The following is a 20337-nucleotide window of genomic DNA, read 5'->3' as shown; positions in this document are numbered from 1 at the left end:
ATCGCAATGAAAGTGATGCATATTCATTTCGGCAAGGAGGGCGGAGCAGAGCGCTTCTTTGTCAACTTGGTCAATGCCCTCCACGACCGCGGTATCGAGCAGCGTGCGCTCATTCGCCCCGATCGCAGCTGGCGCAAGGACATAGAAAAGTGCGGTGAGGTCTATGAGGGTACGTTCCGGCGTATTTCGCTCTCCCGGTTTGTCTTGTCGGCGCGCATGCGCGCCATTTTGAACGATTTTCAGCCCGACGTGATCATGTCCTGGCAATTGCGCGCGAGCCGCTTCATGCCGCGATACAAGAACGCCAGACGCATTTCGCGGCTCGGAGACTATCCGGAACACCTCGACTATTACCGCAATTCTGAAACGCTCGTCTGTATCACGCCTGATATCGCCAAGCGTGTGCGGGAACTCGGCTGGACGCGTGGCGTCGAGGTGATCGCCAATTTTACGCGTTCGGTCCCGAGCGAGCCAATCGCCAGGGAGGCGCTACAGACGCCCGCAGGCGCGTTCGTTGTGATCGGCATGGGACGCTTCGTAAAGCGGAAGGGCTTTGATGTCCTGATCAAGGCGATTGCGAGAACCCAGGGCGCATACCTGTGGTTGCTGGGCGATGGGCCCGAACGCGAGAACCTTGAAAAACTCACCGATGAGCTCGGCCTGCGCGACCGCGTACGGTTTGCCGGTTGGCAGACCAATGCCTATGCCTATCTCGCGTCCGCCGATGTCTTCACCGTTACGTCGCTTCACGAGCCACTCGGCAATGTGTGCCTCGAGGGCTGGGGGGCGGGGAAACCCACCATCTCCTCTCGTGCCGAGGGACCGAGCTGGGTGATGACCGATGGCAAGGATGCGTTGATGGTCGATTGCGGCGACGTCGAGGGGCTCGCGAATGCAATGGCGCGCCTTCGCGATCAGCCGGCCTTGCGTGCTGCCTTGATCGAAGGTGGCCAAGACACGCTCACGAACCGGTTTTCCGAGGAGGCCATCACGCAAGCCTACATCCGCTTGTTTGAAACCGGGAAGAGTGAACCGTGAGGGTGATGCACTTCCACTTTGGCAAGGATGGGGGGGCCGAGCGGTTCTTCGTTCACCTTGTCAATGCCCTGGCTCGGCGCAATGTCGAGCAGAGCGCCGTCATCCGACCCGGTCGGATCTGGCGCAAGGATATGCCGGCCTCGGTCAGGATCTCCGAAAGCAACTTCCGCAATCTCTCCCTGGATCGGGTTTTGCTGCCGCTGAGAGTTGCTCTCAATGCGCGATGGGTTCGGCCGGATGCAATCATGGCCTGGGCACCTCGCGCGAGCGAGTTGATGCCGAACTACAAAGGTTGCATCAAGATCTCCCGGCTTGGGGATTACCCGACCAATCTCAGATACTTCAAGAACTCCGACATTCTTGTCTGCAACACGCCCGGCATCGCCGAGCACGTGCGCAAGCTGGGATGGACGCGAGGAGTCGAGGTGATTTCGAACTTCACGAGTGCAAAACAGGTTGCCCCGATCGACCGTGCTGCATTCGGCACACCAGCGGATGCGCCTGTTGTGATGTCGATGGGCCGTTTCGTGCCACGCAAGGAGTTTGCGCTGCTGACGGCGGCGGTTGCGAAGCTTCCGGGCGTCTATTTGTGGCTCGCCGGAGAAGGCGAGGAGCTGGACAATGTCAAGAAGATAGCGGCGGATCTCGACGTGACGGACCGCGTGCGATTTCTCGGCTGGCAGAAGGATACGCGACCTTTCGTGGCGGCGGCAGATATCTTTGTCATGCCGTCAAACCACGAACCGCTTGGCAATGTCATTCTGGAGGCTTGGGCGCAGGGCAAGCCCGTCGTTTCCAGCCGTTCCGAAGGACCGTCGTGGTTCATGCGGGATGGCGACAATGGGCTTCTTGCCGAAATCGGAGATACCGATGGTTTTTCGCACGCCATCGAACGGGTGATCAACGACCCGAACCTGGCCGCAAAGCTTGCTGCAGGCGGACGCGAGACGCTGATGAAGCAGTTCTCTGAAGACGTGGTTGCCAACGCCTACCTCGAGCTCTTCACCCGCAAACCTTGAGGCGTCGCTCAAAGCGATCGATAGACGGCACCGATTTTCTGGGCTTCCCCTTCGATGCTGAAGGCGTTCATCGCATGGACCCGCGCCCGGGCCGATGCCCGTTGCCGGCGGCTGTCGTCGTCCATGAAAAGGCCCGCAGCTTGAGCCATTGCGTCCGGATTATCGCGCGGGACAATGACGCCGGTTTCGTTGGCGCCGGTTGACAGCAGTTCCGGAAACGCACCGACGTCAGTGGCGACCACGGGGACAGCGGTTGCCATGGCTTCGAGCGGCGTCAGACCAAAACCTTCCCAGCGTTGCGGAGCGACGAAGAGGTCGAGCATCCGATACCAGTCATTGATATTGGTGTGTTCGCCGACGAAGAGAATGCGATCGGTCAAGCCGGCGGCAGCGACGCGCGCCTTCAGTTGCTTCTCGAACTCGACGTGCTGCGTGGTTGCACGTCCGGCAAGAATAGCGATCCAGTCCGGTCGGGTCGGCAGCAGGCGGATCATGCTGTCGACGAAAAGGTCCGTTCCCTTCTGATGGCGAACGCGGCCGAAGCAGCCGGCGATTTTCTTCGTCGCGTCGAGACCAAGGCCTCGCCTGGCTCCTGCCTTGTCGTCGCTCGGGGAAAAACGGGTCGTGTCTATTCCATGCAGAACGACGGTGTTCGGCACCTCCAGATAATCGGCCGTCTTGCCGCTGGTTGCGATCACGGCGTCCATTTTCGAGATCAGCCATTTCGTCCAGCCGGTATGGCGTCGCTGAGAGGCCGAGGTGAAGACGATCTTCAAGGGCATGCGCAGGACATCGCGCATCAGGATGGCTGGAAGCATCTCGATGTTGCGGCGGGCGTGCCATATGCGGAAGGGCCGGCTGCGGGGCGCGCGCCAAAGCTTCGGCAGGTCGCGAAAGCGAATGTGCGGCAAAGATGCCGGAAGACCCGGTCCCAGAGCCGCAATCTTCTCGCCGAGAGCGCGCTGGACCGGGATCAACTGAATGATGGTGGAGGTGACGCCTGAGAGCCGTTTCTTGAAGTTCGGCGCAATAATCTCGACGTCACTGACATTGATGATAGCCGGTTGGCCGCGACCTTCCACGGGTTCATCAGCCCCAGGAAATGGAAAGAACTTCGTAAGCCTTGGCGCCGCCGGGTGCATTGACCTCGATGGAGTCGCCGACTTCCTTGCCGATCAGCGCACGCGCGATCGGAGAGGAGATGGAGATACGGCCGGCCTTAACATCGGCTTCCTGGTCGCCGACGATCTGATAGGTCTTCTCTTCGTCGGTGTCCTCGTCGACGAGCTTCACCTTGGCGCCAAACTTGATCTTGTCGCCAGACATCTTGGACAGGTCAATAACCTCGGCGCGTGCGGTGAGGTCTTCAAGTTCGCTGATGCGGCCTTCGTTGTGGCTCTGCGCTTCCTTTGCGGCGTGGTATTCGGCGTTTTCGGAAAGGTCGCCGTGCGCGCGCGCCTCTGCGATCGCTTCGATGATTCGCGGGCGCTCTTCCTGCTGACGCCAGCGCAGCTCTTCCTGCAGCTTGACGAAACCACCCTGTGTCATCGGTACCTTATCAACCATTTCTCTGTCCTTCACTCCCTGCGTCTGCTTTGCCGCAGACACAAAAGAAAACAGGTCCCGAAGGCGAACTTCGGAACCGTGCAACAATCCTAGTTACACGGCTTATAGCAGATCGGCACCGGCGATTTCCATAAAATTCGTATTCACGGCTACGACGCGATGCGTCTTTGCATGCCGCCGTCATAACGAAGGCAAGAGCCGGATCAAGGGTTTGACTGCTTGATCGCAGGACATGGATCAAGCCGCTAGGGAACGAAATGAGGGTTTGCGGGCAGGTTCGGTGGATCATAGGAACACGCATCCTTCCGCTCCTTGACCGAAATATGGATCAGCGCATCGTCCGCAATGAAGCGCCGGTCGCTCAAGGGAACATAAATGCCATTGCGACTGCCGCGCTTGCGCCAGGAATTTTCCGGCACGCGCCGGGGGATGTATTCCAGGATTTTCCAGCCGGCGGTCATGGAACTGTGGAGGGGAGCCATGGGGTCCAACGGCGCGTATTTCTTCCCGCTCTTTGCAAGCACGATGTCGTTGACAGTGCGGGTGCGATAGAGGAGCCCGGCGGGGTTCGTTTCCTCGATCATCCAGGCGAGGGGGATCTTGACGGCTCCGCTCTGCGCTTCCGGATAGCCGCCGCCGACATCGCCGTGCACGCCGGCAAACCACACTTCCTTGACGTTCTGCCTGACCGGCATCTTTGGGCGGAACGGGCGACCCCAATATTCCTGATCCGGCTCCCAGAGAACCGGCCGGAACATCGTTCGCCGTTCATCGATCGCGACGGCGTGGCGCACCCATTCGACGCTCGGATTTTTGCGGGTGAAAGGGTGGGTCTTGAATTGCGGATGCCATTTGCCGGCCTCGATCACCGACGCCACCGTGTCGAAGAGGCCGAGCAGCTTGATCGGCGGACGGTCATTTCTGAGCGTGCGCTCATAGAGACGCATGGCAGCGAAGGCCGACGGCGCATCCTCGCCGCCATCTTCTGGGGCACCGCCAAGCTGCTCTTCCTGCGCGGGAATCCCCTTGTAGGTCCTATAGGCATAGTCGAGCAGATTGAGATGATATCGGCTTGTCAAGCCAAAGGCATGGATGAAGCCTGCCAGGACGCGGGCCGAATAGGCACCGCGGCTGAAGCCGAAGATATAGATACGGTCGCGATCGGGATGTCGCCCGTCGGCATCGGGCGGACCGCGATCGTAGTTCTCCACCAGGAAGCGATAGGCTTCCTTGACGTTCTGATCGAGACCCCAGCCGGTCGCGAGCCCGAAAATCTCGTAGGATTTGCGAAGCAGTCTCGACCAGGCATTGGTCGCGCCGAACGTGCCGATGCCCGGATCGTAATACACGATCTGCTCATCCGAGCGTTTCAGGGTGCCGAATAGTCTGAGGACATTCGTCCGGTCAGCCGAAATCTCGTTCGACGTGCCGTCAAACAGAATGACGAGGTTCTTTGCCATGAACCACTCCGGAGCTACCGCCGCAACGGTAGCATCCGAGCGATCGGACGGCAACTTCAGGTCGTTTGGCTCAGAAATAGCTCTGCAGCGGACGGACTTCGAGGTTGCCGGCGCGCAGCGCCTTGATCGCCTGGGCGGCTGCCTCGGCGCCGGCCATCGTCGTGTAGTAGGGTACCTTCTGCATCAGCGTTGCGCGGCGCAGCGATTTCGAGTCGGAGATCGCCTTGTTGCCGTCGGTCGTGTTGATCACGAGCTGAACCTGGCGGTTGCGGATGGCATCTTCGATGTGCGGACGTCCTTCCAGGACCTTGTTGATTTTCGTCGACTCGATGCCGTTTTCAGCCAGGAAGCGTTGCGTGCCGCCGGTTGCCAGGACCTTGAAGCCTTCGCCGACGAGAACGCCGATGGCCGGCAGAACGCGCGGCTTGTCCTCGTCGCGGACCGAAACGAAGACGGTGCCTTCACGCGGCAGTTCGACGCCGGCGCCGAGCTGCGACTTGGCGAAGGCCAGCGCGAAATCCGTATCGAGGCCAATGACTTCGCCGGTCGAGCGCATTTCCGGACCGAGCAGGGTGTCGACACCGGGGAAGCGGGCGAAGGGGAATACGGCCTCCTTGACGGCAATGTGCTTGAGGTTGCGCGGATCGGGCTTTTCGCCGTAGGCGGCAAACGTCGCATCGAGCTTTTCGCCAGCCATGGCGCGCGCCGCGATCTTGGCGATCGGCGCACCGATGGTCTTGGCGACGAAGGGTACCGTGCGCGAGGCGCGCGGGTTCACTTCGAGAACGTAGACGGTGCCGTCCTTGATGGCGAACTGCACGTTCATCAGGCCGACGACGTTAAGCGCCTTGGCCATGGCCTTCGCCTGGCGCTCGAGCTCGTCGACCATCTCGTTCGACAGGGTGCGCGGCGGCAGCGAGCAGGCCGAGTCGCCGGAGTGAATGCCGGCTTCCTCAATATGCTCCATGATGCCGGCGACATAAGCGTCTGTCCCGTCGCAGAGGCAGTCGACGTCGACTTCGATGGCGTTGCTGAGGTAGCTGTCGAACAGCAGCGGGTTCTTGCCGAGAAGTGTGTTGATCTGGCCCGTCTTGTCGTTCGGATAGCGCTGCTTGATGTCCTCAGGCACCAGTTCCGGAACCGTGTCGAGCAGGTAGGTCTGCAGCATCGATTCCGAGTGGATGATCTGCATGGCGCGGCCGCCGAGAACGTAGGACGGGCGCACGACCAGCGGGAAGCCGATTTCGGTGGCGACGAGGCGGGCCTGCTCGACGGAGTAGGCGATGCCGTTGTTCGGCTGGTTGAGATCGAGCTTCATCAACAGCTTCTGGAAGCGGTCGCGGTCTTCGGCGAGGTCGATCATGTCGGGTGCCGTACCGAGGATCGGAATGCCGTTCTTTTCGAGGGCTTCGGCAAGCTTCAACGGGGTCTGGCCGCCGAACTGGACGATGACGCCAACGACTTCGCCCTTTTCCTGCTCTCCACGCAGGATCTCGATGACATCCTCGGCCGTCAGCGGCTCGAAATAGAGGCGATCGGAGGTATCGTAGTCAGTCGAGACCGTTTCCGGGTTGCAGTTGATCATGATCGCTTCATAGCCGGCATCCCTCAAGGCGAAGGCGGCGTGGCAGCAGCAATAGTCGAATTCGATGCCCTGGCCGATACGGTTTGGACCGCCGCCAAGGATGACGACCTTCTTGCGGTTGGAAACGTCAGCTTCAGAGCGGGCAACGCCGACGAACGGGGTTTCGTAGGTCGAGTACATGTAGGCGGTCGGCGAGGCGAATTCGGCGGCGCAGGTGTCGATGCGCTTGAAGACCGGTCGGACGTTCAGCCTGTTGCGCAGCTCAGCCACTTCCTTCGGGCGCTTGCCGGACAGCGTTGCCAGGCGGGCGTCGGAGAAACCCATCGCCTTGAGCGCGCGCAGGTTGGTTGCGTCAGTTGGCAGGCCGTGCTCGCGGATGCGGGCTTCCATGTCGACGATCGCCTTGAACTGGGCGATGAACCACGGGTCGATCTTGCAGCCTTCGTGAACTTCTTCAGGGCTCATCCCTTGACGCAGCGCCTGGGCGACCATGCGCAGGCGATCCGGCGTTGGTGTGCCAATGGCGGCGCGGATGGCGTTCTGGCTGGATTCACCTTCCTCGACATCCGGAATTTCGATCTCGTCGAGGCCAGTCAGGCCCGTTTCGAGACCGCGGAGCGCCTTCTGCAGCGATTCCGCGAAGGTGCGGCCGATCGCCATGACCTCGCCAACGGACTTCATCGCGGTGGTGAGCACCGGCGAGGCGCCCGGGAACTTTTCGAAGGCAAAGCGCGGGATCTTGGTGACGACGTAGTCGATCGACGGCTCGAAGGAGGCCGGCGTCGCGCCGCCGGTGATGTCGTTTTCCAGTTCGTCCAGCGTATAGCCGATCGCGAGCTTGGCGGCGACCTTGGCGATAGGGAAGCCGGTCGCCTTGGAGGCGAGGGCCGAGGAGCGCGAAACACGCGGGTTCATCTCGATAACGACGAGGCGGCCGTCCTTCGGGTTGACGGCGAACTGAACGTTCGAGCCGCCGGTCTCGACGCCGATCTCGCGCAGGACCGCGATCGAGGCGTTGCGCATCATCTGATATTCTTTGTCGGTCAGCGTCAGCGCCGGGGCGACGGTGATCGAGTCGCCGGTGTGGACGCCCATTGGGTCGATGTTCTCGATGGAGCAGATGATGATGCAGTTGTCCGCCTTGTCGCGGACGACCTCCATTTCATATTCCTTCCAGCCGAGAACCGATTCCTCGATCAGAACTTCGGTGGTGGGCGACGCATCCAGCCCGCCGCCGATGATCTCGAAGAATTCCGAGCGGTTGTAGGCAATGCCGCCGCCGGTGCCGCCCATGGTGAAGGACGGGCGAATGATGGCAGGCAGACCGACGGCGTCGATCGCCTGCGCAGCGATCGCCATGGCGTGGCTGATGTAGCGCTGCTTGCGGTCGGTCTCGCCGAGGTTCCACTGGTTTTCCAGCTCGTCGAGCGCCTTGTCGAGGTCGGAGCCGGAGAGGCTCTCCTTCAGCTTGTTGCGCTCGGCTTCATGCGTCTTGCGATCGGCATCCTTGATGTCGGTGGCGTTTGCCAGCATGGAGCGCGGGGTTTCCAGGCCGATGCGATCCATTGCCTCTCGGAAGAGGGCGCGGTCTTCGGCCATATCGATTGCAGCGGGCTTCGCGCCGATCATCTCGACATTGTAGCGGTCAAGAACACCCATGCGCTTCAGCGAAAGGGCGGTGTTGAGTGCCGTCTGACCGCCCATGGTCGGCAGCAGCGCGTCCGGACGTTCCTTGGCGATGATCTTTGCGACGACTTCGGGCGTGATCGGCTCGACGTAGGTGGCGTCGGCAAGACCAGGGTCGGTCATGATCGTTGCCGGGTTGGAATTGACGAGGATGACGCGGTAGCCTTCCTCCTTCAGCGCCTTGCACGCCTGGGTGCCGGAGTAGTCGAATTCGCAAGCCTGGCCAATGACGATCGGTCCCGCGCCGATGATGAGGATCGATTTGATATCTTGGCGCTTCGGCATGGCTTTTTCCGTTTCCTAGCTGCGCAGAAAGCCGGCCAGGGTGGGAGGCACCGGCCGGGTCGCGCATGTGATGGTCTTTTCAGGCTAGAAGCGGCTTATAGGCAAATGTATTTGTAAACGGAACCCCATAAATTGCGGAATCGACAGGAATTGGCCGAACGACAGAAGCCTAGTCGATACCCGGTACGACACCCGGTACGACAAGGGCTCGGATCTCACCCCGGCGGGCGGGACTGGAGATTGCTTCAACCGCGTCATTGAAGCCGATCCGGCGGGAGACAAGCGGCGCGACCTTGATGGTCCCCGATGCGATGAGATCGGCCGCGCGCCGGTGCGTGAACGGGTTGAGGAACGAGTTCACCAGCTTGATCTCGCGGAAGAGGAGGTCGAAGGGTTCGACCGCAATCTTCATGCCCTGGGGCATGACCCCGAGGATCACGACGGTGCCGCCGCGCCGTGCAAGGCGGGGCGCCTGCTCGATTGTTTCGGCAACACCGGCGCATTCGATGACGATGTCGGCGCCGCCGGGCAGCAAACCGTCTGCCGCAGTCGAGCGTGCCACGATATCGCCTGTCGAAGGATCCGCACTCGCAGTGGCGCCCAGCCTCTCGGCGAGCGTCCGCTTCTCCTCGCTGCGGGTGACGAGGACAACCTTGGTTGCTCCCGCCAGCCGGGCCAACTGCACGATGAGCAAGCCGATCACGCCGCCGCCGAGGACGACGACCGAGGCGCCGGTCCGGATTTCGGCAAGATCGACGCCGTGGATGCAGCAGGCGAGAGGCTCGCAAAAGGCGCCGTGGAGAGGATCCAGTGCCGAAGGCAGTTCGAAGGCCTGCTGCTGCGGAATGCAGACATATTCGGCAAAACCGCCGTCGCGATGGATGCCGATCGCCTGCAGGTTATGGCACAGATTGACGCGGCCGCGCTGGCATTGCGGGAGCGACCGCAGGCGATGTTCGGATCGCCGGTGACGCGCATGCCTTTGCGAAAGCCGCTCACACCCTCGCCCACCTTTTCGATGATGCCGGCAAATTCGTGGCCAAGCGTAACGGGTGGCTTGGAAGGAAACTCTCCGAGGAACAGATGGCGGTCGGTGCCGCAAATGCCGCAGGCCTCCACGCGAACCAGCAATTCGCCAACTCCCGGCTCGCAACGCTCTACCTCGCGCAGTGCCAGCTTTCCCGTCGCTTCGAGCCGCACCGCCTTCATCGTTTGTCTCTCCTCCTTTGACTTCGTCGCGCAAGGAGGCCTGAATGGCGATGTCTCGTCAAGCGGTTGCGCGCGCTGCGCTCGGTCAGTGCTTCTTTGCCTCGCAATTGGAAAATATGGTCAGGCCGGCCTTCTAGCAGTGCCAGTTCGTGAAAATTAACAAATTGGGTGCTTCTATTTATCATTGCAAACCAGGCGGGCGGTTTGCTTGCAGGGGCGCGCTTGAATTGACAGTATCTCAGCGTGATAAAAGGCTTGCGAGCCTGAGAGCGTGGACTTTGGAGTTGCTATCGCACCTCAAGGTCCGGATGACGGCGGACGTTTGGCTTTATCTCGCCGTAGCAGTCTATTTCGTGATTGGCGTCGTGTTGCTGATCGCCGATGGCCACGCCGAGATGATGTCTTTCGGCCTATACTTCAACCAATGGACCTACCTGTTCCTGTTTTTCATGCCACTTATGGCCGCCATTTTTGACTACGCATGGATTTTGCTTCGCTTTGATCAGAAACGATCGCTGGCTGCGCGAAGAGCATTTTCGCCTCAGCGTTTGGCCCATCTCTTCTCGGGCATGGCGCTGATGATGGCGCTGATGATTTTTCAGGGCACGTTCACATCGATCAAGAACCTGCTGCCGATCATTCGCGGCGGCTTCATCTACGATCAACCGCTCGCAAACCTCGATGCCCTGCTGTCGTTCGGGCCCGATCCCTGGAGGGGGCTGCTCTCGATCGCCGGCCACGACGCCATCGTCAAGATCGTCGATTGGAACTACAGCGTATTGTGGTTCCTGGTCTGCTTCGCAACGCTCTTCTACGTGGCAACCTCGCCGCGAGCGGCGTCGATACGCGTCCGCTATATCAGCATGTTCATGCTCGTCTGGGTGGTCTGCGGAAATATTCTTGCCGGCATCTTCATATCGGCCGGGCCTGTCTTTTATGGCGCGGTAACCGGCGACGGGCAGCGCTTTGCGGAGCTGCTGACGGTTCTCAACTCGCCTGATAGTCCGACGACCGCGAGCATGTTTCAGCGTTATCTATGGTCGCTTCACGAGCACGGGACATCCGGGCTCGGCTCGGGCATCTCGGCGTTTCCCAGCGTCCATGTGGGGCTGATCGCCTTGAATGCATTCTTCGCCGCAGAGGTCTCACGCAGGCTGGGTATCATCGCCTTTTGTTACACGGCGTTCGTGATAGCGAGCTCCGTCTATCTCGGCTGGCACTACGCCATTGATGGCTACGCGTCGTTGCTTGTCGTTGGGCTCGGCCATTTTACTCTTAAAAAGCTGCTTGATCGCGAATCAGGATCAGCCGCCGAGGCTCCAAAGGATGCCGTCGTAACCGTCTGATTGCCCCGGCCGGACGCAAATCCCGAAGGCTGCTTGCGCCGTTAGCCTCCGCTCAAACACGCCTTCTCGGGTAGCTGGAATTTCCCGATCGGCGAGATATATATGAGCCTGTAGCGACCGAAGGTTTAGCCTGGGGGAACCGTCATGGAATGGAAAGGCCGGCGTCAGTCCGACAACATCGAGGATCGCCGTAGCGACCCTTCCATGGGCGGATTGGGCAGAGGAGGAGGCTTCAGCTTTCCGTCCGGCGGCGGCATGGGCCGGCGCGGCGGTGGCTTGAGCATCGGCACCATCATCTTCCTCGTCGTCATCTACCTTGTCCTCAAGGCCATGGGCATCGACCTGCTGCAGATCATGGATGGCGGCATGACAACAGGTGGACCGGGCTACGAGCAGAGCGAATCGGGAAGCCAGACGCCCGCCAATGACGAAATGACCGCATTCGTGCGAACCGTCCTTGCCGAGACGGAGGATACCTGGAACGGGATCTTCCAGTCCCAGGGCCGTCAGTACGAGGAGCCTCGCCTCGTTCTCTTCTCCGCACAGACGCAATCTGCCTGCGGCTTTGCCTCGGCCGCGACCGGGCCGTTCTACTGCCCGAGCGACCACAAGGTCTATCTCGACACGGCCTTCTTCAACCAGCTCAGCCGCCAATTCGGCGCCTCCGGCGATTTTGCCGAAGCCTATGTGGTTGCACATGAGGTCGGCCATCACGTTCAGAACCTGCTCGGCATCCTGCCGAAGTTCAATCAGGCGCGTCAGCGGATGAGCGAGGCGGACGCCAACAAGGTGTCGGTTCGCGTCGAACTGCAGGCCGATTGCTTTGCCGGTATCTGGGGCAAGTTCACCGAGCAGAAGGGCATTCTCGAAGCCGGCGATCTGGAGGAGGCGTTGAACGCAGCCCAGCAGATCGGCGATGACACGCTGCAGAAGCGCAGCCAGGGCTACGTGGTGCCGGAAAGCTTCAACCACGGCACCTCGGAGCAGCGGGCCCGATGGTTCAAGCGCGGCTTCGACAGCGGGCAGTTGTCCGCCTGCGATACGTTCTCAGGGCCGATCTGAAACACAGACACAGCCTCTCCTCAGAGGAGAGGCTGATCATCATCATCTTTCACTGTCCATATGTTTGAGCTGGGCGTCGGGATAGCGGGTGCCCGCTGCAGCATCCCTCGGAACGGCCCGCTCGATGGCCGCCATTTCCTCGGCCGACAATTGCACGGCGCGCGAACCGAGCGCTTCGGTCAGGCGGTCGCGCCGGCGCGCCCCGACAAGAGGCACGATGTCGTCGCCCTGGGCTGCCACCCAGGCGATGGCGATCTGAGCGACCGATACCCGCTTTGCGTCCGCGATCTTGCGCAATTCCTCGACGAGCGCGAGGTTCTGATCGACATTGCCGTCCTGAAAACGCGGGCTCATGCCGCGGAAATCGCCGGCGCTGCTTCCTTGCCCTTTTTGCCAATGTCCGCTGATCAGGCCGCGGGAGAGAACGCCGTAAGCGGTGATGGAAATTCCGAGCTCGCGGCAGGTCGGCAGGATCTGGTCCTCAATGCCGCGCGATATCAGCGAATACTCGATCTGCAGGTCGCAGATCGGATGGGTGCTTGCCGCCCGACGAATGGTGTCCGCGCCGACTTCGGACAGCCCGACATGGCGGATGTATCCGGCCTTGATCATGTCACCGATCGCGCCCACCGTTTCTTCAATCGGAACGCTGGGATCCAGGCGGGCAGGGCGATAGATATCGATGTAGTCGACGTCGAGACGCTTCAGTGTATAGGCGAGGAAGTTCTTGATTGCCACCGGACGGGAGTCGTAGCCGCTCCAGTTGCCGGCTGGATCGCGCAGCGCGCCGAATTTGACGCTGATGACAACATCGTCCCGCTTGCCGCCCTTCAGCGCCTCGCCGATCAGCATTTCATTATGGCCCATGCCATAGAAGTCGCCGGTATCGAGCAGATTGATGCCGACGTTGAGTGCGGCATGGATCGTCGCAATGCTTTCGCCGCGGTCGGATGGCCCATACATGCCGGACATGCCCATGCAGCCGAGGCCGATGGCCGATACCGTGGGGCCAGTTTTCCCCAAACGATGCGTCTCCATTTCGTTCTCCTTCGTCATGCCTGTGTTGATACTTCGGAGCGGTTTTATCGCGCCGCGCTTCGTGCGATAATCCATGTGAATGCGAACGGGCTGTACGGGAAAATGCACAATGGAAGACCTTCCCCTCAATGATCTGGATGCCTTCACCGCCATTGCAAGGGAGCGCAGTTTTCGCGCGGCGGCCCGCAAACGCGGTGTCTCCGCTTCTTCGCTCAGCGACTCGCTGCGGCGCCTGGAGGAGCGCGTCGGCGTTCGCCTGTTCAACCGGACGACCCGTAGCGTCACGCCGACGGAGGCGGGGGAGCGGCTGTTGGAACGTCTTACGCCTGCTCTGGGAGAGGTCTCCCTGGCGCTTCAGCAACTCGATACCTTCCGCGATGGCCCCAGCGGGACGCTCCGCCTCAACGTCCCGACGATCGCCGCGCGGCTGTTTCTGCCCGATCTCGCCAACCGGTTCTTGAAGCGCTATCCGCAGATCTCACTCGAGATCGTCGGCGAGGACACGTTCGTCGACGTGCTCGCTGCCGGCTACGACGCCGGCATCCGCTATGACGAGCGGTTGGAGCGCGACATGATCGCGGTGCCGATCGGGCCTCGCAGGCAAAGATATGTCACGGCGGCCGCACCTGACTATCTGGAGCAGCGTGGCGTTCCTCGTCACCCGCGTGATCTGCTCGCGCATGATTGCATCAGGCATCGCTTCCTCAGTGGCGCTTCATTGCCTTGGGAATTCGAGCGGGGCGAGGAGACGCTGATGATCACGCCGAAGGGGCCGGTCATTGCCAACGCGATCGATATGGAGGTTTCGGCTGCGGTCGCCGGGCTCGGCGTTATCCGGACCTTCGAGGAGGTCTTGTTGCCAGCCATGGAGACAGGGGCACTGGTGCCGATCCTCGAAGAATGGGTAACGGAGTTCTCCGGCCCGTTTCTCTACTACGCGAGCCGCAAGCATATGCCGCCTGCACTTCGGGCTTTCGTCGATTTCGTCAAGGCTGAGCAGCGCAAAGCCGGTTAGAATCTGCGTTTGTTCCCGTTCCTCATCAACATAAGTCGTGCGCCTATCAAAAGATTTGAAATGTTCACGGATTGTTTCGCTCATGTACGTGAGCTATGTAACAAGACCGGGGACGAGATCGTCTTTTCAGAAAACAACCTGCTGTAGAGATGTCTGATGCTCGATCCGAAATTCGTTCGTCGCGGCCTCTTCCTCGTCTTCATGATCCTGTTTCTCGACGTGATCGGGATTGCGATCATTATGCCGGTACTTCCCGCCTATCTCGAGCAATTGACCGGGGGATCGGTGAGCGACGCTGCGCTCGACGGCGGCTGGCTGCTTGTCGTCTATGCGGTCATGCAGTTCCTGTTCGCACCGTTCCTCGGCAATCTCAGCGACCGCTTCGGGCGGCGACCCATCCTGCTTTTATCGGTGCTGACCTTTGCGATCGACAACTTCATCTGCGCGGTGGCGACGAGCTTCTGGATGCTCTTCATCGGTCGTGCGCTTGCTGGCTTGAGCGGCGGTAGCTTTGCGACCTGCTCGGCCTACATCGCCGATATCAGTACTGATGAGAATCGCGCCAAGAACTTCGGCCTGATCGGCATTGCGTTCGGTGTCGGTTTCACGATCGGTCCTGTCATCGGCGGCTTCCTCGGCGAGTTCGGCCCCCGGGTGCCGTTTCTCGGGGCTGCGGCTCTTTCGTTCGTGAATTTCGTTGCCGCCTACTTCATGCTTCCCGAGACGTTGGAGGCAAGGCATCGTCGGACGTTTGAATGGAAGCGAGCCAATCCGCTTGGCGCGCTGAAGCAGATGCGCGCCTATCCCGGTATCGGGCCGATCTGTGCGGTCATGTTCCTCTTCTGGCTGGCGCATGCCGTCTATCCGGCGGTCTGGTCGTTCGTGTCGACCTATCGCTATGGCTGGAGCGAGGGGCAAATCGGCCTGTCGCTCGGCATCTATGGCATCGGAGCAGCCTTCGTCATGGGTGTCATCTTGCCGAAAATCGTGCCGGTGCTTGGCGAGTGGAAGACTGCCGTCCTTGGCCTGTCCTTTTCCGTCGTCGGACTGACGGGCTACGCCTTCGCCTGGGAGGGCTGGATGGTCTACACGGTGATCGTGCTGACGGTGATGGAAAATGTCGCCGATCCGCCGCTGCGAAGCATAGCAGCCGGCAAAGTGCCGCCGTCGGCGCAAGGCGAGCTGCAGGGGGCGCTCACAAGCCTCAGCAGCATCACCACGATCATCGGGCCGCTGATCTTCACGCAGCTGTTCGGCTACTTCACGAAGCCCGAGGCGCCGGTGCGCTTTGCCGGAGCGCCGTATCTGCTGTCGGCCATCATCATCCTGATCGCGGCCATGGTATTCTTGACAAAGGTGCGCACGGTTAAGGCCGCAGACATCGTCGAGCAGCCGGCGCAGTGAGCCATTAGAATTCGTGATGCGATGATGAATTTTTCATCATTTGCATCGTTTTGAGTGGTTCTTTGCCGGGGTTTGATCTAAGGCGTCTTGATATTTCGCCGCAACTTGCGGCCTTGCCGATTGAATTACAGGAACAGTGTCATGGACACGCCGATCGACGCGCGCAAGCTTGCGCCGAAAACCGATAACCGTTGGGCTGCGCATTTTCGCGCCACGCTGGCGCTCGGAATCCCGCTGATCGGCGCGCAGTTGGCCCAGCTCGGCATCAATACGACCGACGTGATGATCGTCGGCCGCCTCGGCGCCGAGAATCTGGCCGCCATGGTGCTTTCGGCGCAGTTCCTGTTCACCATCCTCGTCTTCGGCTCGGGTTTTGCGATCGCGGTCATCCCGATGGTTGCGCAGGCATACGGCAAGGGTGACGTCGTCAGCGTGCGCCGGTCACTGCGCATGGGTCTTTGGGTCGTGCTGGCCTATTGGGTGATCATGCTGCCGGCGTTCTTCAACTCCGAGCGGATCCTGCTGGCCGCCGGGCAGAAGCCCGAAGTGGCGGCACTGGCGCATGGCTACATCCTGATCGGTCAGTTCGGCGTGCTGCCCGGCCTGCTCTACAACGTCATGCGCGCCCTCGTCAGTGCGATCGGAAGAGCGGCGGTCGTTCTCAACGTGACGATCGCGATGCTGGTGCTCAATGCCTTCTTCGCCTATGCGCTGGTGCTCGGGCATTTCGGTTTTCCGGCAATGGGGCTGGAGGGAGCCGCGATCGTTTCGGTCGTCGTGCAGGTTGCCGGCTTCCTGTTTATCGTTGCCTATGTGCAAAGCAGGCAGGAGACGCGGCGCTACGAGATTTTCGTGCGGTTCTGGCGTCCCGACTGGAAGGCGTTTTGGGAGGTCGTGCGCCTTGGTCTTCCGATCAGCATAACGATCTTGGCTGAAGTGAGCCTCTTTACCGTGGCGTCACTGCTGATGGGGCATATCGGGACAATCGAGCTCGCCGCTCACGGCATCGCGCTGCAATGGGCTTCGATCGCCTTCATGATCCCGCTCGGTTTGTCGCAGGCGGCGACCGTTCGGGTTGGCGTGGCGCACGGGCAAGGCGACTACACCGCGGTTGTTCGAGCCTCGATCGCAGTCGTCGTCATCGCCTGCCTGATCGCGGGTGCCGGTGGCATCTTGTTTGCTGTCGTTCCCGAGTTCCTGGGAAGCTGGTTCCTCGATACCACCCTGCCAGAGGCGCCGCAGGTGCTTGCCTATGCCGGGCCGCTGATCGTTGTGGCAGGGCTCTTCCAGCTGGTCGATGGCCTGCAGGTAATCGCCAACGGGCTGCTGCGCGGCCTGAAGGATGCGCGCGTGCCGATGATCATGGCGCTGATTGCCTATTGGCCGATCGGCTTCTTCCTTGCCTGGGCCTTTGCGTTCCCGCTTGGCTTCGGCGGCATCGGCATCTGGTTCGGCTTCCTCGTCGGACTGGCGGCGGCAGCCGTGATGCTGTGCGGACGCTTCTACCTGCTTGTGCGCCGCGAGAAGGACATGGCCGGCGTCTAGCCGGCCAATTCAGATCAAGCCGCGATCGGTTTGTAATTGGCAAGGTCGGCGCGAATGCCGAGCCGTTCGAACAGTGCTTGCGGATCGAAGTTTCGGGCACGATGGGCGGCCTGCACCACGGCCTTTACCCGGTCGATCACCTCCGCACTTTCCCATTGGGCGATCGTCACGAAGTTGAATTCGCCGGGTCCTGAAACCTGTTCCAGCACCTGATGGCTGATGAAGCCTTCTTGCACCTGCAAGACCTCGTGCGTCTTCAGCACGTTCATCAGGAACTCCTCGCGCGCTGCCTCCGGAACAGCAAACTTGTCGATCCGGTAAAACGCTCCGTTCATCCTCATCTCCTTTGCTTCGATGTCACAAAGGCGGGTGTAATTCCTCAAGTTAAGTTGAGGTCAACAGGCCGGAAACGAAAAACCCGCGCGAGAGCCGGCTTTCAACTGAGCGAATGGACGGTCGCTGGGCTCGGGGCGCGCGCGCGCGCGCTTCCTCTCACCCCCCAAGCCAGTTTGCCGCCGCTAAATTAGTAATTGTACATCGACATCGGATCATTCACACAGGCGTAGTCCAGGAGACATTGCCTGCCGGTGCCATCACGCAAACTGGTAGTGCTCAGCTTATCCCCAGGCCCGCATTGGGCCGGCGGATAGCGAAAATTCCGGCCCCCGAAGCCGAGGCGTACATAGACCTTTTTGGACTGGCGGATAATCTGCGCAAGCTGCGCACAGCTGTGATCTTTTGCATCGACCTTCACGGGCCCGGCGGCAAGCAATACCGTCGGGACCAAGCACGCAACTGCCAGAACCACGCATCTCATGGCCGCCTCCCTGATCAGAGTCAGTAAATCAGGACTCTCGACACTATTCAAACGGATATCGATGCGGCGGGCGCGCCAGCCATAGTTGAGGGCAATAGCTCAAAAACGAAAAAACACCGTTTTTGAAGCCCAGCCTTTAGCCGAAATGTGGAGTGGGAATCACATTGGAGCCTGAACCCACTCGCCGGAGGCCGGGGCACTCCTTGCCGAAGAGATTTTCGCTAAGCTTTTCTCAGCTCAAAAGGGAAGGCAGACAGCTACTTTTGATTGTGCTAGTCTCGCGACCATATGCAATACGAACGTAAAGCCTCGCCGAACCTCACATCATGGGCGTGCGATGGTTGTCATTACAAAGGCACGGACGCTTGCTGACTTCTATGAAGCCCACGCGCTCATCGCGGAGATGGGCCGGTGGGATGTTGCACAATGCGATGCGCTCGGTCTTCCGTCGGAGGACGTGATTTCTGCCTACTATTCTGACGATGTCGCAAGCTTGTTGGAAATGTGCACATTACCGAACACCGGCATGTACCTCGCTCAGGTCGGCTCAGTCGTTTTAGGTTGCATCGGCCACGTCAGTCGTGGAGATGTGCCCAAATCATCAAACTCTTCGTGCGTCCGGAAGGAAGAGGAAAAGGCGCAGGAACCCGCCTGCTTGCGACCGCGCTTGATGCTATCGAGCAGTCCAAGTTCCAAAAAGTGAACCTCGTGACGATTGCGTTCATGAAGGATGCCATCTCCCTTTAGCGCAAATTCGGATTTCAAGAGTGCAAACCGTTTGAACCAACACCGAGGGGCTTGGAAGAGGCGACGCGTTCCATGGAAATGGTTATCAGATAGCCTGGCCGGCTTTGAGCAAGCGCAACGGTCCTTCCGCCAAGTCCATTCCCAACCTTGGCCCCTTCGAACTTATCAGCGGAACAAGGTCGCAAAAGCTGGAGTTCAGCGACCCGACTTTTGCGAGCTTATGTATTCCACATCTGAATGAGGGGTTGGCTTCAGAAGTGGGCTTTCGAATTGAGCGAACGGATGCCTCTCAGCGCTCGGCGAGGGCTTCCTCGCCCTTCTTCTGGCGCACCAGATTGACGAAGCGGCGGAAGAGGTAGTGGCTGTCCTGCGGGCCTGGGGAGGCTTCCGGATGGTGCTGGACGGAGAAGATCGGCTTGCCGGCGACGCGCAGGCCGCAGTTGGTGCCGTCGAAGAGCGAAACGTGAGTCTCCTCAATGCCATCGGGCAAAGACTTCGTGTCGACCGCGAAGCCGTGGTTCATCGAGACGATCTCGACCTTGCCTGTCGTGTGGTCCTTCACCGGATGGTTGGCGCCGTGATGCCCCTGGTGCATCTTCTCGGTCTTGGCGCCGAGCGCCAGGCCCAGCATCTGGTGGCCAAGGCAGATGCCGAAGACCGGGATGTCGGTCTTGATCAGCTTCTGGATGACGGGAACGGCATATTCGCCGGTTGCTGCCGGATCACCCGGGCCGTTCGAAAGGAAGATGCCGTCCGGCTGCATGGCCAGCACGTCCTCAGCACTCGTCGTTGCCGGCATCACCGTGACCTTGCAGTCGAGGCCGGCAAACAGGCGCAGGATGTTGCGCTTGACGCCGTAGTCGAGGCAGACGACGTGGTACCTGGCATTTTCGGGGGCGAGTTCGCCATAGCCCTCGTTCCAGATCCACGGGGTCTGCGCCCATTGCGAGGACTGGCCCGAGGAGGCGATCTTGGCGAGGTCGAGCCCTTCGAGGCCGCTCCAGGCCTTGGCTTCGGCCTTCAGCGTCTCCACGTCGAAGACACCGTTTTGGTCGTGGGCGATGACGGCGTTGGGCGAGCCGTTCTCGCGGATCCAGGCCGTCAGGGCACGAGTGTCGACGCCGCAAAGGCCGATGATGCCGCGGGCCTTCAGCCAGGCATCGAGATGCTTGGCGGCGCGATAGTTGGACGGTTCGGTGATCTCGGCCTTGAAGATGACGCCGACGGCGCCGTGGCGTGCTGCCGGCGTCAGGTCTTCGATGTCTTCGTCGTTGGTGCCGATATTGCCGATATGCGGGAAGGTGAAGGTGACGATCTGGCCGAGATAGGAGGGATCGGTCATGATCTCCTCGTAGCCGGTCAGTGCTGTGTTGAAGACCACTTCGGCCTGTACCTTGCCGGTCGCGCCGATGCCCTTGCCTTCGATGACGGTTCCGTCTGAAAGAACGAGCAGGGCGGTCGGCTTTTCGGTTGTCCAGGGTGCTGTTGCGGTCATCTTCATCCCGTTTCCGGCAG

16 protein-coding genes and 1 pseudogene are annotated in these 20337 nt (G+C 60.5%); 8 read left to right on the top strand and 9 right to left on the bottom strand.

Annotated features, from left to right (window positions below):
• The first annotated feature begins 6 nt into the window (after positions 1–6).
• Positions 7–1038, top strand: a complete 1032-nt coding sequence (locus WGT02_RS15305; protein WP_024317076.1) for a glycosyltransferase — start codon at positions 7–9, stop codon at positions 1036–1038.
• Complete coding sequence (locus WGT02_RS15300; RefSeq protein WP_024317075.1) at positions 1035–2057, top strand: glycosyltransferase; 1023 nt, start codon at positions 1035–1037, stop codon at positions 2055–2057. The genes WGT02_RS15305 and WGT02_RS15300 overlap by 4 nt, the downstream gene beginning before the upstream one ends.
• A gap of 8 nt (positions 2058–2065) precedes the next feature.
• On the opposite strand, the gene WGT02_RS15295 is transcribed toward WGT02_RS15300, so the two are convergent.
• From WGT02_RS15295 to WGT02_RS15275, 5 genes and pseudogenes are all read right to left on the bottom strand, one after another.
• Positions 2066–3115, bottom strand: a complete 1050-nt coding sequence (locus WGT02_RS15295) for a glycosyltransferase family 4 protein (protein WP_024317074.1) — start codon at positions 3113–3115, stop codon at positions 2066–2068.
• A 31-nt stretch (positions 3116–3146) separates the two neighbouring features.
• Entirely contained in the window at positions 3147–3623 is a 477-nt protein-coding gene (gene greA / locus WGT02_RS15290) for a transcription elongation factor GreA (protein WP_024317073.1), read from the bottom strand.
• Positions 3624–3868: 245 nt separating this feature from the next.
• Entirely contained in the window at positions 3869–5083 is a 1215-nt protein-coding gene (locus WGT02_RS15285) for a DUF2235 domain-containing protein (RefSeq protein ID WP_208250029.1), read from the bottom strand.
• A 70-nt stretch (positions 5084–5153) separates the two neighbouring features.
• The gene (gene carB / locus WGT02_RS15280; RefSeq protein ID WP_024317072.1) at positions 5154–8639 is read right to left on the bottom strand and encodes a carbamoyl-phosphate synthase large subunit; all 3486 of its coding nucleotides are present in this window, start codon (positions 8637–8639) and stop codon (positions 5154–5156) included.
• A 169-nt stretch (positions 8640–8808) separates the two neighbouring features.
• Positions 8809–9848 (bottom strand): annotated as a pseudogene (locus WGT02_RS15275) (zinc-dependent alcohol dehydrogenase family protein).
• 308 nt (positions 9849–10156) lie between these two features.
• Here WGT02_RS15275 and WGT02_RS15270 point away from each other — a divergent pair.
• Together WGT02_RS15270 and WGT02_RS15265 are read left to right on the top strand one after the other, a co-directional pair.
• Positions 10157–11194, top strand: a complete 1038-nt coding sequence (locus WGT02_RS15270; protein ID WP_225039697.1) for a phosphatase PAP2 family protein — start codon at positions 10157–10159, stop codon at positions 11192–11194.
• 144 nt (positions 11195–11338) lie between these two features.
• A complete protein-coding gene (locus WGT02_RS15265; protein WP_208250032.1) occupies positions 11339–12256 on the top strand; it encodes a neutral zinc metallopeptidase in 918 nt (305 codons plus the stop codon).
• A gap of 42 nt (positions 12257–12298) precedes the next feature.
• On the opposite strand, the gene WGT02_RS15260 is transcribed toward WGT02_RS15265, so the two are convergent.
• Positions 12299–13294, bottom strand: a complete 996-nt coding sequence (locus WGT02_RS15260; RefSeq protein WP_024317068.1) for an aldo/keto reductase — start codon at positions 13292–13294, stop codon at positions 12299–12301.
• A gap of 109 nt (positions 13295–13403) precedes the next feature.
• Between WGT02_RS15260 and WGT02_RS15255 the strand changes: the two genes are divergently transcribed.
• The 3 genes from WGT02_RS15255 to WGT02_RS15245 all read left to right on the top strand — a co-directional run bounded on the left by WGT02_RS15255 (position 13404) and on the right by WGT02_RS15245 (position 17258).
• Positions 13404–14309, top strand: coding sequence for a LysR family transcriptional regulator (locus WGT02_RS15255; protein ID WP_024317067.1), 906 nt, complete (start codon positions 13404–13406; stop codon positions 14307–14309).
• 156 nt (positions 14310–14465) lie between these two features.
• Positions 14466–15713 (top strand): TCR/Tet family MFS transporter, encoded by a 1248-nt coding sequence (locus WGT02_RS15250; RefSeq protein WP_024317066.1) that lies wholly within the window; start codon positions 14466–14468, stop codon positions 15711–15713.
• 141 nt (positions 15714–15854) lie between these two features.
• A complete protein-coding gene (locus WGT02_RS15245; protein WP_024317065.1) occupies positions 15855–17258 on the top strand; it encodes an MATE family efflux transporter in 1404 nt (467 codons plus the stop codon).
• 14 nt (positions 17259–17272) lie between these two features.
• On the opposite strand, the gene WGT02_RS15240 is transcribed toward WGT02_RS15245, so the two are convergent.
• Entirely contained in the window at positions 17273–17593 is a 321-nt protein-coding gene (locus tag WGT02_RS15240) for an antibiotic biosynthesis monooxygenase (RefSeq protein ID WP_024317064.1), read from the bottom strand.
• A gap of 188 nt (positions 17594–17781) precedes the next feature.
• Positions 17782–18075, bottom strand: coding sequence for a hypothetical protein (locus WGT02_RS15235; protein WP_024317063.1), 294 nt, complete (start codon positions 18073–18075; stop codon positions 17782–17784).
• Between the two features lie 504 nt (positions 18076–18579).
• Between WGT02_RS15235 and WGT02_RS15230 the strand changes: the two genes are divergently transcribed.
• Complete coding sequence (locus tag WGT02_RS15230; protein WP_225039695.1) at positions 18580–18822, top strand: GNAT family N-acetyltransferase; 243 nt, start codon at positions 18580–18582, stop codon at positions 18820–18822.
• 289 nt (positions 18823–19111) lie between these two features.
• Here the strand turns inward: WGT02_RS15230 and carA are convergent, their stop codons facing one another.
• Complete coding sequence (gene carA, locus WGT02_RS15225; protein ID WP_024317062.1) at positions 19112–20317, bottom strand: glutamine-hydrolyzing carbamoyl-phosphate synthase small subunit; 1206 nt, start codon at positions 20315–20317, stop codon at positions 19112–19114.
• Between the last annotated feature and the right edge of the window lie 20 nt (positions 20318–20337).

This window comes from Rhizobium sp. T1470 (assembly GCF_042140505.1).
Lineage (GTDB): Bacteria > Pseudomonadota > Alphaproteobacteria > Rhizobiales > Rhizobiaceae > Rhizobium > Rhizobium favelukesii.
This window is presented reverse-complemented; position numbering and strand designations above follow the sequence as displayed.

What these genes read in the sequence shown, in the direction of transcription:
- WGT02_RS15305 (WP_024317076.1), top strand. Translation starts at nt 7, where the DNA reads ATGAAAGTGATGCATATTCATTTCGGCAAGGAGGGCGGAGCAGAGCGC.
- greA (WP_024317073.1), bottom strand. Translation starts at nt 3,623, where the DNA reads ATGGTTGATAAGGTACCGATGACACAGGGTGGTTTCGTCAAGCTGCAG.
- WGT02_RS15285 (WP_208250029.1), bottom strand. Translation starts at nt 5,083, where the DNA reads ATGGCAAAGAACCTCGTCATTCTGTTTGACGGCACGTCGAACGAGATT.
- carB (WP_024317072.1), bottom strand. Translation starts at nt 8,639, where the DNA reads ATGCCGAAGCGCCAAGATATCAAATCGATCCTCATCATCGGCGCGGGA.
- WGT02_RS15270 (WP_225039697.1), top strand. Translation starts at nt 10,157, where the DNA reads ATGACGGCGGACGTTTGGCTTTATCTCGCCGTAGCAGTCTATTTCGTG.
- WGT02_RS15265 (WP_208250032.1), top strand. Translation starts at nt 11,339, where the DNA reads ATGGAATGGAAAGGCCGGCGTCAGTCCGACAACATCGAGGATCGCCGT.
- WGT02_RS15260 (WP_024317068.1), bottom strand. Translation starts at nt 13,294, where the DNA reads ATGGAGACGCATCGTTTGGGGAAAACTGGCCCCACGGTATCGGCCATC.
- WGT02_RS15255 (WP_024317067.1), top strand. Translation starts at nt 13,404, where the DNA reads ATGGAAGACCTTCCCCTCAATGATCTGGATGCCTTCACCGCCATTGCA.
- WGT02_RS15250 (WP_024317066.1), top strand. Translation starts at nt 14,466, where the DNA reads ATGCTCGATCCGAAATTCGTTCGTCGCGGCCTCTTCCTCGTCTTCATG.
- WGT02_RS15245 (WP_024317065.1), top strand. Translation starts at nt 15,855, where the DNA reads ATGGACACGCCGATCGACGCGCGCAAGCTTGCGCCGAAAACCGATAAC.
- WGT02_RS15240 (WP_024317064.1), bottom strand. Translation starts at nt 17,593, where the DNA reads ATGAACGGAGCGTTTTACCGGATCGACAAGTTTGCTGTTCCGGAGGCA.
- WGT02_RS15235 (WP_024317063.1), bottom strand. Translation starts at nt 18,075, where the DNA reads ATGAGATGCGTGGTTCTGGCAGTTGCGTGCTTGGTCCCGACGGTATTG.
- carA (WP_024317062.1), bottom strand. Translation starts at nt 20,317, where the DNA reads ATGACCGCAACAGCACCCTGGACAACCGAAAAGCCGACCGCCCTGCTC.